This is a genomic window from Streptococcus pseudopneumoniae, assembly GCF_001068775.1.
In the GTDB taxonomy this organism is placed as follows: domain Bacteria; phylum Bacillota; class Bacilli; order Lactobacillales; family Streptococcaceae; genus Streptococcus; species Streptococcus pseudopneumoniae_N.
Genome location: NZ_JWAJ01000020.1, coordinates 1 through 16,253 on the forward strand (window position 1 = coordinate 1; position 16,253 = coordinate 16,253).

Here is a 16,253-nt window from a genome sequence, read left to right on the forward strand (position 1 = left end):
AAGCTGATGAAATCAGCGTAGTAGAGCCCACTCAACCACTGCGTCTTGCTCGACAATCCAAAGGCAATTGAGAGGCTAGGACTTTTGTCCCAGCCTCCTTATCTATCCTTCATCAAATCTAACAAACGATCTTCCATGAGTTTAGCAACATGCTGATCTCGGCAGATTACCAAGAGAGTATTGGCACCCGCAACTGTCCCTAAAATCCATTCATCCTTGTTGGCATCGACAACATTGGCTAAAACTGCGGCTTCACCCAATTTAGTGTGCAAAACTAAGGTAAACTCAGCTCTTGCTACACCTTCCAAATGATGGGACAAAAACTCAACCAGGTCAATCTTCTCTGTCTCATTTGCTAGTACATAGTAGACCTTATCATTTTTCTTAACCTTGGTCAAGCCCAGTTCGCGAAGGTCACGCGACAAGGTCGTTTGCGTCACAAAAACATTGCGTGCTTCCAACCGATCCTGGATCTCTTTTTGAGTCCCTAATTTTTCCTCAGTGATCATCTGCTTGATCAACTGATGACGTTCTCTTTTTCTCATAACATCCTCTCTAGTGAATATTTATAACATTTTACAACTATTTAATAAGAACATTATACCAAAAAAACTGAATATTTCAAAAAAAATTCTTATCATTCCTCAAAATTGTGATAAAATAGAAGAAAAGTCCAAAGGAGTTTATAATGAATACAAAACAATTGATCGCTAGCGAATTGGCTAGCGTCATTGACAGCCTGGATCAAGAGGCTATTTTAAATTTACTGGAAACCCCTAAAAACTCAGAAATGGGAGACATTGCTTTCCCTGCTTTTTCACTTGCAAAAGTCGAACGTAAAGCACCTCAAATGATTGCGGCTGAACTGGCTGAAAAAATTAACAGCCAAGCCTTTGAAAAGGTTGTTGCAACAGGACCTTACGTCAACTTTTTCCTTGATAAATCTGCCATTTCTGCTCAAGTATTGCAAGCTGTTATCACTGAAAAAGAACACTATGCTGACCAAACTATTGGCAAACAAGAAAATGTTGTTATCGACATGTCTAGTCCCAATATCGCTAAACCATTTTCTATTGGCCACCTACGCTCAACTGTTATCGGAGATAGCTTGTCACATATTTTCCAAAAAATCGGTTATCAAACAGTCAAGGTCAACCATTTGGGAGATTGGGGTAAACAGTTTGGAATGCTGATTGTTGCCTACAAAAAATGGGGCGACGAAGAGGCTGTAAAAGCTCATCCAATTGATGAACTTCTTAAACTCTACGTTCGTATCAATGCTGAAGCTGAAAATGACCCAAGTTTGGATGAAGAAGCACGCGAATGGTTCCGTAAACTGGAAAATGGAGACGAGGAAGCTCTCGCACTTTGGCAATGGTTCCGTGATGAAAGTTTGGTGGAATTTAACCGCCTTTACAATGAATTGCAAGTCGAATTTGACAGCTACAACGGGGAAGCCTTCTACAATGATAAAATGGATGCAGTTGTAGACATTCTTTCTGAAAAAGGCCTTCTTGTAGAATCAGAAGGTGCCCAAGTTGTCAATCTTGAGAAATATGGAATTGAGCATCCAGCCCTCATCAAGAAATCTGATGGTGCAACTCTCTATATCACACGTGACTTGGCTGCAGCCCTTTACCGTAAAAATGAATACCAATTTGCCAAATCGATCTACGTCGTTGGTCAAGAGCAATCTGCCCACTTTAAACAGCTCAAAGCTGTCTTGCAAGAAATGGGCTACGACTGGAGTGACAACATTACCCACGTTCCTTTTGGATTGGTTACAAAAGAAGGGAAAAAACTCTCTACTCGTAAAGGGAATGTTATCTTGCTAGAGCCTACTGTTGCAGAGGCTGTTAGTCGTGCCAAAGCCCAAATCGAGGCTAAAAATCCTGAATTGGAAAATAAAGATCAGGTAGCACATGCTGTTGGGGTCGGAGCTATTAAATTCTATGACCTCAAGACCGACCGTACAAATGGGTACGACTTCGACCTTGAAGCTATGGTATCCTTTGAAGGCGAAACAGGTCCTTATGTTCAATATGCCTACGCTCGTATCCAATCGATCTTACGCAAAGCAGATTTCAAACCAGAAACAGACGGCAACTATAGCTTGAATGATGCTGAAAGCTGGGAAATCATCAAACTCATCCAAAACTTCCCACGTATTATCAACCGTGCAGCAGATAACTTTGAACCTTCTATCATTGCTAAATTTGCAATTAGCCTAGCTCAAGCCTTTAACAAATACTATGCACATACGCGTATCTTGGATGAAAGCCCAGAACGCGACAGCCGTCTAGCCCTCAGCTACGCAACAGCAGTCGTTCTCAAAGAAGCACTTCGCTTGCTTGGAGTAGAAGCGCCAGAGAAGATGTGATTCAGTACTAACAATTGGAACTAAAGTTCCTAATTGTTAGACGCTAGCCGCTTATATGCGGACTAGCTAACTGCTTCACTAGTCATGGTCTCTAAATATAATCGATTTAGAGACCATGACGTCGTAACTATGGCGATTTGCCTAATCGCTTCACTAATTCACCTAACCAAATAATATCGATTTGGTTAGGTGAATGTCGTAATCTTTTAATCACTTTATTGTAAAGTAGTCTAAGTAACTAACGCAAAATCCTATAAGGGATTTGGCTAGGCGCTTCACTAGTTTTAGGACATAAATATGATCGATTTCTACCGAAAGACGTCGCAATCTTAAAGTTACTGGAACTAAAGTTCCTAATTGTTAGACGATAGCCGCTTTTATATGGTCTAGCTAACTGCTTCACTAGTAGTACAACAGAAATATTATCGATTTCTGTCGCACTATGTCGTAATCGGTAAAATCACTTGATTGCAGAACAATCTATGTAACTAACGCTAAATCCTATAGGGGATTTGGCTAGGCGCTTCACTAGTCATGGTTCCTAAATTAATCGATTTAGAGACCTTGACATCGTAACTATAGGCGAATTGCCTAAACACTTTACTAGAATGACTTGAAAAGCGGAGACTCTTCGCTTTTCTCTTGCTATTCATTTCTTTATCACTTAGGGAGAATTTTTATGAGCCAATACGCTTATATCTTAGTTGTTATTAGTCTTCTTTTTCTCTTTCTTGTCAACAAATATGAAAAAGAGAAACTTCAAAGACTGCTTCAGGACCAACTATTGAAAGATCAAGATTTTCGTGCAACTATCAAAGAAAAGATCCAAACGATAGAAAATATCAACGATGTCATTGATTACGTGAATAAAGGCTACCGTTTAGGGATCCCCATTTCAAAAGAAATCGTTGACGAAATTCGCAACTAACAAAAAGACTCGAGATGACATTTCTCGAGTCCTTTTCTATTTTTTCCTGAGAACTACGATTCCCACCAGTATAACAATCCCTAGTGATGCCATGGTTCCGTATGCTGACAAACTTTCATCAAGAAATTTCTTGGAGAACTGCAACAGAGCGAACTCTAAGAGTAGCAAAGCACTGCATAGCATAATATCCTTGAAGCTTGGTTTGCGTCTTATATACTTTAAAAATGATCTCTGTAATTTACTCATTTCGACTATTCCCTTTTGAAGTAAATCATTTATTCATAGAATAAAACTCTTCCTCAGAAAATCTGGCCTCTTACAAAGCTTCTAATTCATAGAGTTTCGCAATAATCCCTGCAACCTTTTTAATATCTCCCAGCATTCCACGCATCTCAAAGTCAGCTAGAACAGGAAAACCAAAGCGTTGGCTGTATTGTTTAGCCGTCAAACAGTATTGGTTGTTAAAGTTACGATTACCGGATCCTACAACGCCAAAACACTTGCTGGCATTGTCACCGTATGCGATAAAATCACCTACTGAAGTGGTCAAAATCTCCACATCACCATTATCAACACCATTGCCACCTTCTAGATAAGTCGGTAGGAAAGCCACATATGGGTTGGTCATTTCAAAGAAGTCTTCCCCTTCCTTGACCAAATCTTTAATATGAATTTTTTCTACTTCAATGTTCTCATACTGTTCTAACAGGTAGGCCTTCAGACGTGTAACGAAACTCTCCGTATTTCCGCTCAGACTGATATAGACTAAGGAAATTTTTTTCATTTTCTCCTCCTTTTTGAATCATAAAAAATAACTACCAAGATTGTATCTTGATAGTTATGCTTTGTCAACTCTTAGGCTAGTTCTTCCTCTTCTTGAGCTTCTGTTAATTCTTTCTGCTGACGCCACATCTTATAGAAGACGATTGCTAGGAAAATAACATTGAGTACAACCCCAAAAATAGCAGAACCTTTGGCACCAAGCTCCGCTCCCATACGGATGTTAGGGTCTGTAAAAAGTGAAACCGCATCCTGAACGCCGATAAAGTTGTAGATAGAACCAACGATGGCAACGAAGACATAAGCAAGATAAGTGTAGTTAGCCAATTGGATGTTTTTACGAATAAGGAAAACCAAAGCCACAACAACTAGAATAACAGATAAGACAACCAAGAGAATGCTGAAGACAGAATGACCATGCTCCGATACCTTAATGGTGTAATCAACGAACTCCTTAGCATAAGTAGCATCTCCACCTAACTTTTCAATGTTGTTCACACTATCCGCAGTAGGTACTGGAGATATGATTCCAAATAGCGACATTGCTGAGAGTAAGGCTGAAAAAATCAGTAATACCCACAGATAGATTGGTTTCTTTTTCATAAAAGTAACCTCCTCATAATTTTTTTATTATTATAGCATATTTTCCGAAGGAGAACAACTGCTACAAGTTCGTTTCCACCTGTTTACGGTAGGCTTTAGGAGACTTCCCACACAGTTTTCGAAAAACCTTATAGAAATAACCTACATTACTGTATCCAACCGTATAGCAGATATCCTCGATACTATCATTTGTAGATAGCAAGAGTTGCTGGGCCGCCTTGATGCGTTGCTTATTGAGAAGCTCTGCAAAGGTGGAATTGGTTTCCTTCTTGATTAGTTGACCCAAATAAACGGGATTGATAAAGAGATCCTTGCTGATATCCTTAAGAGAAAGCTCTTTTTGGTAGTCTCTACCAATGACCTCGAGCACACTAACTACATTTTCATTCATGCGGTATTGGCCAAAGAAGGAAGTCAAGGTTTTCTTGGTATAAGCGACTAAGTCCTCAAAAGTGGTAATGGCATGGATGTTTTTGACAATATCTGTCATGTCATCTGCTTTCAAATGTTCAAAAAGATGGAAGACATCCATGACAAACTGGGTAAAGAGCTGCTTTGTGATAGATACTCTCGGTGTATTTTCTAAGACAATCTTCTCAAGCAAGGTCAATTCATCAATAATTTGCTGGAGATTTCCTTGAATAATCACCCGATAGATGGGTTCGTAGTAAGAAAAGAGACTTTCAGACTGATCTAAATTGACCGATCCATAAAAGAGAGTCTTTTCAACATCACGCTTCCACTTTTCAAAGTTGATTTGATAAGGAGCTTCAAAAGGCATGACTAGCAAACCCTCAAATTCCTGATCTGCAAGGACGATTTGCCAGTCCTGACCTAGAACATAGTAGGGAATGACAAAATTCCCTTGTTTTCCCTTTGAAAGTCCGACCCACCAATTTTCTTTTTGGCTGAGATGAGCCTTGAAGGCTTCTTCATCGAGTTGCTGACTCAATATTTCGGGCTCATGAAATTTTGATTAGAGCGTTTTCTATATATCCGAACATCTAATTTATTTCACAAAAAATGTAGTTTTTCGGTTAATTTTTATTGCAATACATCGAAATTTTAAAATTCAAGAATCGTGTTAAATCAAGGTTTTTAAACATCTGATAATATACTTTTATTTTAAAGACTTTTTGCCCGACCTCATTTCATTGTGAAATTTGTTATCTACATTATTTGCCTTTTTCTTTTGTCAAGCAATATGTGAGGCCCATTGATGAAATTACTGACATAAGGATTCTCCTTTTAATTTTTTTCTATTTTTGTTTATCATATATTTTAATGTTTGTCTATCAGTCACACACTCGTAATACACATTTATACAAAAAAGCTTTTTGCTATGGAAGTCTTTAATAATAATAGTTTACATTAATGAATATTTTACTGTATATACTAATTTCAAATATCTTTTTAGTGCATTAAACCCTTTATTTATCACATCCTTAACTGTCTATAAAAATCAGCATTCATTTCTAACAATTCTTTAAAAGGGACTATTTTTCTAGCTGCACCTGATAGAGTGTACTCCATTGACCAAATAAAAGGATAGGTCAAAACAACTTCATTTGATTCAAGCGATAAATCTAATGTGAACAAATCTGGTACTATCAGCTCTTGATAAAATGTGTCTAACTGATTTGTTGTCACCCAATATAAAAAGTCCTTATAATCTATCTCCAAATCCTCCCATTCTAATGTATCGGGAGCGAAATATTCTATTGCATTTAATTTTTCAATATTTATTGCAAATAGACCACCCAAGATATCATAAGCTATCAAACAACGATTCGAGTTATAACATTTTGAAAACAATTTATTACAGTAGCTGAAGCCATTCTCTGAATCATTCCCCAAGATTTTTAAATAACCATTAACAGTTACATAAGAAAAATGTTCTAAGATAAACTTTAGTTCTTGTGGTTTTTCTATAATATCCGTTATTTTTTTGTTAAATTTAAGGAATTTAATATCATTAGGACTTTCTTCAAATTCCTCAAGAATCTTTTTCGTAGTTAACATTTTATTCGTCTCCCCTATCCCATTCAATTTTTCACTCTTGCTTCATTTTTATTTATATGCACAACATTAAAGAAGCTCAATCGCAGATACTTCATTATCTAAATCAACAAATTCAAACTTCTCAGGATATTGCAGATAATCAATACATTTTTTTAAAATATGAAAAAACTCAGAGAAACAATGTTAAAATCATAAAAACATTTGATTTCTCTGAGATAAAATTTGCTGATTGTACTCGAAACCTAGATCGTTCTTATCTACGATACTGCTTCAAGAAACGAGTCATCTTTTCTTGAATTTGGGCTAACTCATCTACGCGTGGTAGATAAACAATACGGAAGTGATCTGGTTCTTTCCAGTTAAATCCTCGTCCATGAACCAAAAGTACTTTTTCTTGCTTCAAGAAATCAAGAACAAACTGTTCATCATCATCGATACGATACATATTGCGATCAATTTTAGGGAATATATAAAGACCCGCTTTAGGTTTAACCGCAGACAAACCTGGGATATCTTGAATGGCATTATAAATGAAGTTTCTTTGCTCGTAGATACGACCACCTGGCAAGAGCAATTCATCCACTGACTGGTGACCACCGAGTGAAGTTTGAACAACTTGTTGCGCTAGGACATTAGAGCAGAGACGCATATTTGAGAGCATATTAAGCCCTTCGATATAGCCTTTGACATGCTTCTTAGGACCAGACAAAACCATCCAACCCACACGGAAACCTGCGATACGGTGAGATTTAGACAGACCATTCATGCTGACACAGAAAAGATCTGGTGCTAGACTAGCTACCGGTGTATGAACATTGCCATCCATAACCATACGGTCGTAGATTTCATCCGCAAAGATAATTAAGTCATTTTGACGAGCAATCTCAATAATATCTAACAAGAGTTCCTTAGGATAGAGGGCTCCAGTTGGGTTATTTGGATTGATTAAAACGATAGCCTTAGTATTTGAACTAATCTTAGACTTGATATCATCTAAGTCAGGATACCATTCAGCTTCTTCATCACAGACGTAGTGAACGGCATTTCCTCCAGCCAAGCTAACTGCAGCTGTCCAAAGTGGGTAGTCAGGCATTGGAACCAAGACTTCATCGCCATTGTCCAAGAGACCTTGCATGGACATGACAATCAACTCACTCACACCATTTCCAAGGTAGATATCATCGATGCCTACATTAGGGAATTTTTTCAATTGGCAATATTGCATAATTGCTTTACGGGCTGAAAAGATACCTTTTGAATCTGAATAACCTTCACTATCACGCGCATTCATAATCAAATCATGGATGACCTCATCTGGTGCGGTAAAGCCAAACTCAGCTGGGTTCCCTGTATTCAAACGGAGGATTTTTTCTCCATTTGCTCGCATACGCATGGCTTCCTCAAGGACTGGACCACGGATGTCATAAGCCACATGCTCTAATTTGATTGATTTGTTAAATTCTTTCATTTGAGTTCCTCAATTCATCAGGATAGTTAATATTATACCACTTGATAGAAAAATCGTAAATCGCCTAGTACTATTCCACAAAAAAACCTTGCTTAACGCAAGGTGAACAGAGCAAGGTCGATTTCTTTCTATTTTTGGGAGAAGAAAGAGAAAAATATGCACCTCTAGTAAGATATACGTCTAAATCTAAAGTCTCGCATATAAACTTCGAATCGAAAACGAAGGCATCGTTATGGGTGATAGTTGCATGAACTCATGAATTTCTTCCTGTGTCCAGCAAAACGCAAAGAAAAAATAAGTCGACTCAACAAACAACATAGACGATGTCTGGGCTAATTCGAGTCTGTTTGTAAAGAATTTTACCATATCACTGACTTCTTTCCCTTGCCCTGTCACTTAGTATTATACACTAAAACTTTTGCATTTTCAAATAAGTACATATAAAAGGAACTCTTTTTTAAAGTGCCACCTAAACATTTAATTGAACATGATTCTACTTTGGCAACAAAAAAGAGAGAACCTTGTGATTCTCTCTGAACTAAGTCCTACAATTACTATAGCCAAAAGTAGTCGGAACTTAGCTTATTTTGCAATCTCTGCCAACATTTTTTCAATATGTTGGATGGATTTTTCACGTCCAAGCAAGTAGATGGTATCTGGCAATTCTGGACCATGCATTTCACCTGAAACGGCGATACGGATTGGCATGAAGAGATTCTTCCCTTTGATACCAGTTTCCTTTTGGACCGCTTTGATTTGTGGGAAGATATTTTCTACCACAAATTCATCATCTGACATAGCTTCGAGTTTGGCTTTAAAGGCTTCAAGTACAGTCGGAACAGTTTCACCAGCCATGACTTCTCGTTCAGCTTCTGTCAATTCTGGGAAGTCTGAGAAGAAAAGGTCTGTCAATGGAACGATTTCGTCCACTGACTTCATTTGTGGTTTGTAGAGTTCCACCAATTTCTCAGCCTTGTCTGTCAAACGTCCCGCTTCTTCGAGGAATGGTTTGGCCATTTCAAAGATAGTCTCAAGATCCGCATTTTTAATGTACTCATTGCTCATCCAGTCCATTTTCTTCTGGTCGAAGGCTGCTGGAGACTTGCTGAGACGGTTTTCATCAAAGAGTTTGATAAGCTCTTCGCGAGAGAAGATCTCATCTTCCCCACCAGGGTTCCAACCAAGCAAAGCGATGAAGTTAAAGACTGCTTCTGGAAGGTAACCTTTCTTACGGTAATCTTCGATAAATTGAAGAGTATTGGTGTCACGTTTAGATAACTTCTTACCAGTTTCAGAATTGATGATAAGTGTCATGTGCCCAAACTCAGGTGCTTCCCAACCAAGCGCTTCATAGACCATGAGCTGTTTTGGTGTATTGGCAATGTGGTCATCTCCACGAATAACATGAGAAATTTGCATATCGTGGTCATCAATGACAACGGCAAAGTTGTATGTTGGGTAGCCATCTTTCTTTTGGATAACCCAGTCACCACCAATATTGCCACCTTCAAATTCGATATCACCTTTGACCATATCATGCCACTTGTAGATACCTGACTCATTGACAGCCAAACGAACAGTCGGGATAATCCCCGCTGCTTCACGTTCTGCAACGTAAGCTGCTTTTTCTTCTTGGCTCATACCAAGGTATTCGTTGATATAGCGAGGTGTTTCCCCAGCTGCTTCTTGGCGTTCACGTTCCACTGCTAACTCTTCTTCTGTTACATAAGATTTGTAGGCTTTTCCTTCAGCCAAGAGTTGGTCGATGTATCTTTGATAAAGTTCCAAACGTTCTGATTGGCGGTAGTTTTCATGAGTCTCTGGACTTTCATCCCAGTCCATGCCCAACCAACGAAGGTTTTCAAGCTGTGAACGTTCTCCATCTTCGACGTGGCGCTTACGGTCAGTATCTTCGATACGGATGATAAAAGTCCCACCATGATGACGGGCGTAAAGGTAGTTGAATAATGCTGTACGGGCATTTCCGATGTGTAGTAGTCCTGTTGGACTTGGTGCGTAACGTACGCGGATATCTTTTGACATATCTTCTCCTATAAAGTCTCTAGGCGTCTGCCTTTTTGCTCTCTATATTATATCACAAGTCTTGCCAGAGTCCAATTTCTCTTTTCGAGAAAAAGCAAAAAGAGTGGTAAAACCACCCTTTTTATATCCTATTATAGACGAGCGTTGAGTTCTTTGCTCAATTCTTCAAATCCTGGTTTACCAAGAAGGGCAAACATGTTACGTTTGTAAGCTTCAACACCTGGTTGGTCAAATGGGTTGATGGCATTCAAGTAACCTGAAAGGGCGATAGCCAATTCGAAGAAGTAGATTGTGTAACCAAGAGTGAAGGCATCTTTCTCAGGAAGAGTTACGTACATGTTTGGTACGTCACCATCTGTGTGGGCAAGAAGAACACCGTCAGTTGCTTTTTTGTTAACGAAGTCAACGTCTTTTCCCTGAAGGTAACCAAGTCCATCAAGATCTTCTTCCAAAGTAGGGATAATCACGTTCTTACGTGGTTTGTCAACACGGACAACTGTTTCAAACATGATACGAGTTCCTTCTTGGATAAATTGACCCAATGAGTGTAGGTCTGTTGAGAAATTAGCTGAAGTTGGGTAAATCCCTTTTTGGTCTTTTCCTTCTGTTCAGGCACCCCTTGTGGATGCATCTGCTGGAAATTCCCTTGCACTGACTGGCTAGTTTGATTGACTTGCCAATCAACCACTGCGTCATCTATTTTTTCTAATTTAGACCCAGAAGCCTGGACTTTTGGTCCAGGCTCTGAATCAATTTTTTAGACTTTTATTTTTCTAAATTGCTTGATTTGAAATTTTATTATGGTTAAGCAGTTTCAAAAATCTGAATGGTAGAATCTTTATCAATTACTACCGCTTGATCTGCTACAACATGGAGTGTACCAGGAAGGCTCCCCTCTTTTGAACCATCAAAAGAAATCGTGATATGTCCCAGTCCAGTTAAATTTTTTTCTACTACATTTCCTACGGAACTAATCGAATATTCCTGATTATCTACCACCAGCTTGCCACCTTCTAGTATTGAACCTAGCAGATTTTTGTTATCAATCTTAAAACAATACTCTGATAAATCTTCTGGTGCTTCTTCTCCAAATAAAATGAGCATATTGGCATCTTGAATCATATTCTGAGCTTCAGACCCTACTTGAATTACTTTAGTTTCAAAAATTTTCTTCATCTGATTTCTATTCATACTTTCTCTAATTTGTCATAAACTTAGGCTTATAGATAAGTTTAACATAATAGTTCTCTGTTTTCAGGCATCTATCAAAGGTCTACTGATAAAGACCAATACTAGCTATCCAAGCAACTAGCACCCGCGGAACACCATTGAGAAAGCGTGAATAAAGTACCGAAGGGACACCAACCTCAACTGTTTCAGCCTTGGCTTCAGATAGGCCGAGTGCTACAGGAATGAAATCACAACCGTTTTGAGTGTTGATAGCAAATAAAGCTGGCAGAGCCATTTGGGGCGGAATAGTCCCTTTTCCGATTTCGACTCCAATTAAAGTTCCAATAATCTGACTAATAACAGCTCCGGGACCTAACAAAGGAGATAGGAATGGTAAGGAACAGATAAAGCCAATTAAAACGAGTCCCCAGATGTTCCCCGCTAGGGGAACCATTAATTTTGCCAGCCAATTTCCAACACCAGATCCTTGAATAACCCCAATCAGCAAGGAAACAAAGGCCATGAAAGGAATTATTGTATTGAGCATTGTTTGGATGGCTTCACGAGCAGCCTGGTTGAAAGTTGCAACGACCTTACCAGCCCCCATCCCAATTCGTGCTACAATACTTGTTTCAGCTTTTTGCTCTGTAATTTTTTTACTAGTATCGTAAGTTGGCTTTTCAGTTACCACAGTTGTCGCTTTTTCGTCTTCATTAGCAGCAGAAATTTGATTAAGGCCAACTGCTGACACATAGATTTCCTCGGTTATATATTGAGCTAGAGGCCCACTTTTCCCTGTAGCGACAATATTTATTGTAGGGATTCCCTTTTTAGGATAAATACCACAGCGAAGAGTACCGCCACAATCCACGATTGCTAAAGCAATTTCCTCATCTGGGATAGAAGTTTTAAACCCATTAACAGCTTCCATACCGGTCAAATCAGCAATTTTATCTACAATATCTGGCTTTTCTCCGCCACCAGTAATATAGATGAATTTATGCTTAGCTTCACTAGGTGTAATGACCAAAGGTCCTCCGAAACCGCCATTTCCTTTAACAACTTTTATACTCTTATATGACATAATTTCACTCTTTCTATAAATCAAATGTTTTACTCAAGGTAACACCTTGCTGTTTTGCTACATAAGCAGTTGTAAAATCGGTTACCCAACCACCTACAAAGTTCATGACAAGCCCAACAAGCATGTAACGAATGGCTAAGTCCATTTGACTTAAACCTAAAGTTTGAATTCCTGTCGCAATTCCCATCCATACAAATAATTCCCCAGGATTGATATGTGGAAATACACCATTTGAAGTATGGCAAAACTGCATCTGAGCTGCTACAAAACTAGGTTTATAATATTCTGGTAAGAAACGTCCCATACTGATTGCCATCGGATTTCCCAGCATAAAAGCTGAAATGAAAGGTAAAATCATATACCGGCTAACAGGATTTTTGGCAGAAATCTTAGCCAAGGAATTGACCTTCTCTTCTCCCAAGAAAGCGATAAGGGTATTCATTGCAATCAATAGCATCAAGACAAGAGGTACAATATTTGTCATCCAGCTAATAAAGGTTTCTCCACCTAATTGGAAGAGTTTCATAAAACTCTCTGCAAATTCTGTAATGTAATTCATAAGGAACTCCTTTTCTTATTTTTTTTAAATAACTGTTTAATAGATAATTGTAAGTAATCCGCATAAAAGCCGAATCCCAGAAAAGAATCAGAAGAACTTGTCTCTTTCTCAATACCTGCCTCATGCCAAAGATAGACTTTTCTAGCATCTTCTATAGCTGATTGCATCAACTTATTTTCTTTTCTCACAAGAGGATTATACTTGTCAAAATAATGGATGTCTTCTCCAACATAATCGTCCATATTTTGAAAACGCGCTAAGATTGTGACTCCTTGCATTTTGCTAGCTTTAAGAACCCGACCGTTTTCATCAACCGCGAACATGACAATCGTACCGGATTTGATTCTTCCGGATTTTCTGCCAATCGCTACGCGCCCCAGTTTCCGGAGCATCGTATAGGTCTTATTGAAGTCTTTGAGTTGCTGCCAGCCGAGGAACATTTGAAATATATAAGCTGCCATGACAAATACAGCGAAAATTATTAGCGAATTCATTAAAATACTCCTTTGCTCTTAGAAAATGATAGAAATTCTGTCTCTGTTTCTACAGCCCTCAATGCTTCTTTTAGAGAAGGCTCTCCTGCAATTCGAAAAATGTCGTCATACAATTCCAGCAATTCACTTTCCATTTTTCTTTCAATTTCTGAGGGTATAGCGACTAGAAAGATAAATTCAATCCAATCATCTCCTTTTTGATAAGGCTCTTCTAGTTTTCCAAACATTAAAATAGTTTTTGCATAACCTTGGTTAATTGTATGGGGAAAAGCAATTCCTCCGCCAAAAATGGTTGATTGTTTTTTCTCCCTATCAATTATCCGATTTCTAAAACCTTCATCAATCATCTGAAGTTTCTCTAACTCTGCAACCATATTTAGCAAGTATTGCTGATAGGTTTTTTGGGGACTCAACCGAAGAAAACGTAAGCTGACTGTTTCTAGATTTTTTTGATGAAAAGCATTGGCCCTCTGCCATTCTTCCCGCAGCCATTGATCATCAAAAAGATGATTAACTTGAATGACTGGAGATTTAGAATCTTTATATTTTAGAGGAACTGTCGTAAAAATCGCGAAATAGTCCTGATTCAAATCCAGATTAAAATCCTCTTCAGAATACTGAGTAATGTCTACATCATTTCCAAGGATTCGTCTGAGTTGCTGAATAATCATCGCAGCAGTTCCTCTTCCTGTTGTGCAAACTACTGCTATCTGCTTGCGAGAACCATTTACAACAGAGTTTTGCTTTCTTAAAATCATTTCAAAATACAAAGCCAGATATCCGATTTCAGATAATTCCAATTCAGAACCAAAAATTGCAGACAGTTCTTCTCCAGCAATTTTCGCCATTTCAAAAGCAAAAGGATATTGAGTTTGAACCTCGCCATGGAATATATCATTAGCTTGCACATGGAAAATCAGTCGATTGATTAAGGGGCCTAGATGAGACTTGATTTCTTCAAATAATTCTTCATCATCAAAGTTAACCAACATTGTTTCTTTGACTTTCTTGACAATCCCTTGAAAAATGTTTGCAAGCTGTTCAGATTGATAAGACGGCTTGCTTAAAGTGTCAATAAAACGGATATTAAACGGAAAACACAAAAAGTCTATTTCAAACTGACTGAGGGAAATCTTATAAGTCATCTCAATATGATAGATTAATTTTTCAACCAAAGGTGTCTCTGTTAAATCATTCCTATAGTAAGGAATAGGGCAACTCAACACCCTAGATGCATAAATACGCTCCACCATAATTGAAATGGTCTTTCGAAGGAGTTCCTTTGTTTCTTTCGGGATTTTATACTCCTGGAGTAGCGTCTCCAGAAAAGAAGATGTTGCCTCGGTGAGTGTCCTTCCTTCAAAGTAAGGGGCCACTTGGTGAATATAGAGCAAGCGCAAATTCAGCTCGTCCCCCAAGACCTCCAGCCCACGGTTGGGCTTTCCTGAAATAGTGATAGAGTAACTCTCTGCCAAAGATTTTACTTGTTTTAAATCCTTATTAAGGGTACTTCTACTAACACCTGCTTCCTCAGCCAAGTCGTCAATAAGAAGAGGGGAGTTTGACTTAATTAAACGTTTTAGTAAATAGGCAATTCTTTTACTGGAAGAATTGAAGTCACTCTCCTGTTTTAAACTACCAGATAAAATCCTTTCCAACTCTGTATAGTCATACACTTCTAACATTAACTTATCATCTTGTGAGATAATCTGGATATTAGGAGCCAAAACATCATTTAATTGTTGGATACTCTTTTGCAAGGTTTGCATACTAATATCCAGCTCTGAGCGCATATCTACCAAGGAATAAGTTGGCTGTGAGACCATTTTTTCTAAAATGTTATACCATCGATTTACTAAGGTCAACTCTCTTCCTCACCTTCATTTTTTTAACCGCGAGTTTTCCCTCCAGCAATATTTGTAGTGACTCCAGTTATATAGCTAGAACGATCTGAAATATAGAATGCTACAAGATCAGCTACTTCCCGTAGTTTACCACTTCGTCCCAAAGGAGTTGTTGAAGTTGAAGCATAACCAGCTCGAATATCTTCTACCGTCTTTCCACGGGTATAAGCAAGAGCTTCCTCATAAGAAAGAGTTCGAAGCCCCGTAGCTTCCATAATTCCTGGAGCAATTCCAACCACACGTACACCATGCTTACCCAGCTCTTTCGCCCATGAACGAGTGTAACTATAGACTGCTGCTTTTGTTGCAGCATAGGCACTTTGTCCTTCAGAACCTTCCAAACCTGCTTCTGAAGCCATGTTCACAATTACACCTTTTCTATTTTTCACTAAAATACGTCCTACTGCCTGACTAACCAAATACAAACCTTTTTGATTAATCATTGTTACTTTTTCAAACGTTTCATCGTCTAACTCGTAAGGACCTTTAGGATTTTCTGCATCAATTAATAATCTGGGAACATTAATCCCTGCATTATTGACTACCGCATCAATATTGCCAAATCTTTCAACTATTTTGGCAACACCCTCTTCTACTTCAGAGCGAGAAGTTACATCAACTTTTACAAATAATAGATTCGGGTGACGCAAATCGTTGTCGCTAAGATCAAAATTCGCTACATTGACTCCTAATTCCAGCAATTCTTCAACGATTGCCTTACCGATCCCAGATGACGCGCCAGTCACAAGAACTGTTTTGCCTTTTATGTTTAACCAATCATTCATTTTGATACCTCTCAAATTTTATTTACAAGGCAA

At 38.4% G+C, this 16,253-nt stretch carries 14 protein-coding genes and 2 pseudogenes; 2 read left to right on the forward strand and 14 right to left on the reverse strand.

Annotated elements, in window-relative coordinates; genetic code table 11:
- Positions 1-98: 98 nt before the first annotated feature.
- Positions 99-545, reverse strand: coding sequence for an arginine repressor (argR, locus tag ADF68_RS00630; protein ID WP_001231485.1), 447 nt, complete (start codon positions 543-545; stop codon positions 99-101).
- Positions 546-688: 143 nt separating this feature from the next.
- Between argR and argS the strand changes: the two genes are divergently transcribed.
- On the forward strand, positions 689-2,380 hold the full coding sequence (argS, locus tag ADF68_RS00635; protein ID WP_049548203.1) for an arginine--tRNA ligase: 1,692 nt from the start codon (positions 689-691) through the stop codon (positions 2,378-2,380).
- A gap of 679 nt (positions 2,381-3,059) precedes the next feature.
- A complete protein-coding gene (locus tag ADF68_RS00640; protein WP_006146258.1) occupies positions 3,060-3,308 on the forward strand; it encodes a hypothetical protein in 249 nt (82 codons plus the stop codon).
- Positions 3,309-3,624: 316 nt separating this feature from the next.
- Here the strand turns inward: ADF68_RS00640 and nrdI are convergent, their stop codons facing one another.
- The 13 genes and pseudogenes from nrdI to ADF68_RS00710 all read right to left on the reverse strand — a co-directional run bounded on the left by nrdI (position 3,625) and on the right by ADF68_RS00710 (position 16,220).
- Positions 3,625-4,092, reverse strand: coding sequence for a class Ib ribonucleoside-diphosphate reductase assembly flavoprotein NrdI (gene nrdI / locus ADF68_RS00650; protein ID WP_049548205.1), 468 nt, complete (start codon positions 4,090-4,092; stop codon positions 3,625-3,627).
- 71 nt (positions 4,093-4,163) lie between these two features.
- Positions 4,164-4,691, reverse strand: coding sequence for an ABC transporter permease (locus tag ADF68_RS00655; RefSeq protein WP_049548206.1), 528 nt, complete (start codon positions 4,689-4,691; stop codon positions 4,164-4,166).
- Between the two features lie 61 nt (positions 4,692-4,752).
- Positions 4,753-5,646 (reverse strand): annotated as a pseudogene (locus ADF68_RS00660) (helix-turn-helix domain-containing protein); the annotation flags it as partial.
- Positions 5,647-6,128: 482 nt separating this feature from the next.
- On the reverse strand, positions 6,129-6,713 hold the full coding sequence (locus ADF68_RS00665; RefSeq protein WP_049548207.1) for a DUF2625 family protein: 585 nt from the start codon (positions 6,711-6,713) through the stop codon (positions 6,129-6,131).
- A 253-nt stretch (positions 6,714-6,966) separates the two neighbouring features.
- The gene (locus ADF68_RS00670) at positions 6,967-8,181 is read right to left on the reverse strand and encodes a pyridoxal phosphate-dependent aminotransferase (protein WP_049548208.1); all 1,215 of its coding nucleotides are present in this window, start codon (positions 8,179-8,181) and stop codon (positions 6,967-6,969) included.
- Between the two features lie 582 nt (positions 8,182-8,763).
- Positions 8,764-10,224, reverse strand: coding sequence for a glutamate--tRNA ligase (gene gltX / locus ADF68_RS00675; protein WP_049548209.1), 1,461 nt, complete (start codon positions 10,222-10,224; stop codon positions 8,764-8,766).
- Between the two features lie 131 nt (positions 10,225-10,355).
- A pseudogene (gene pgi, locus ADF68_RS00680) lies at positions 10,356-10,832 on the reverse strand (glucose-6-phosphate isomerase); the annotation flags it as partial.
- Positions 10,833-11,028: 196 nt separating this feature from the next.
- The gene (locus ADF68_RS00685; protein WP_033585537.1) at positions 11,029-11,400 is read right to left on the reverse strand and encodes a PTS glucitol/sorbitol transporter subunit IIA; all 372 of its coding nucleotides are present in this window, start codon (positions 11,398-11,400) and stop codon (positions 11,029-11,031) included.
- A gap of 97 nt (positions 11,401-11,497) precedes the next feature.
- Entirely contained in the window at positions 11,498-12,478 is a 981-nt protein-coding gene (srlE, locus tag ADF68_RS00690; RefSeq protein WP_000120696.1) for a PTS glucitol/sorbitol transporter subunit IIB, read from the reverse strand.
- 13 nt (positions 12,479-12,491) lie between these two features.
- Complete coding sequence (srlA, locus tag ADF68_RS00695) at positions 12,492-13,037, reverse strand: PTS glucitol/sorbitol transporter subunit IIC (RefSeq protein WP_001106813.1); 546 nt, start codon at positions 13,035-13,037, stop codon at positions 12,492-12,494.
- Positions 13,034-13,531, reverse strand: coding sequence for a transcriptional regulator GutM (locus ADF68_RS00700; protein WP_049548210.1), 498 nt, complete (start codon positions 13,529-13,531; stop codon positions 13,034-13,036). Before ADF68_RS00700 ends, srlA begins: the two co-directional genes overlap by 4 nt.
- The gene (locus ADF68_RS00705) at positions 13,531-15,357 is read right to left on the reverse strand and encodes a BglG family transcription antiterminator (protein WP_080979352.1); all 1,827 of its coding nucleotides are present in this window, start codon (positions 15,355-15,357) and stop codon (positions 13,531-13,533) included. Before ADF68_RS00705 ends, ADF68_RS00700 begins: the two co-directional genes overlap by 1 nt.
- A gap of 62 nt (positions 15,358-15,419) precedes the next feature.
- On the reverse strand, positions 15,420-16,220 hold the full coding sequence (locus ADF68_RS00710; RefSeq protein WP_001000838.1) for an SDR family oxidoreductase: 801 nt from the start codon (positions 16,218-16,220) through the stop codon (positions 15,420-15,422).
- Positions 16,221-16,253: the final 33 nt, after the last annotated feature.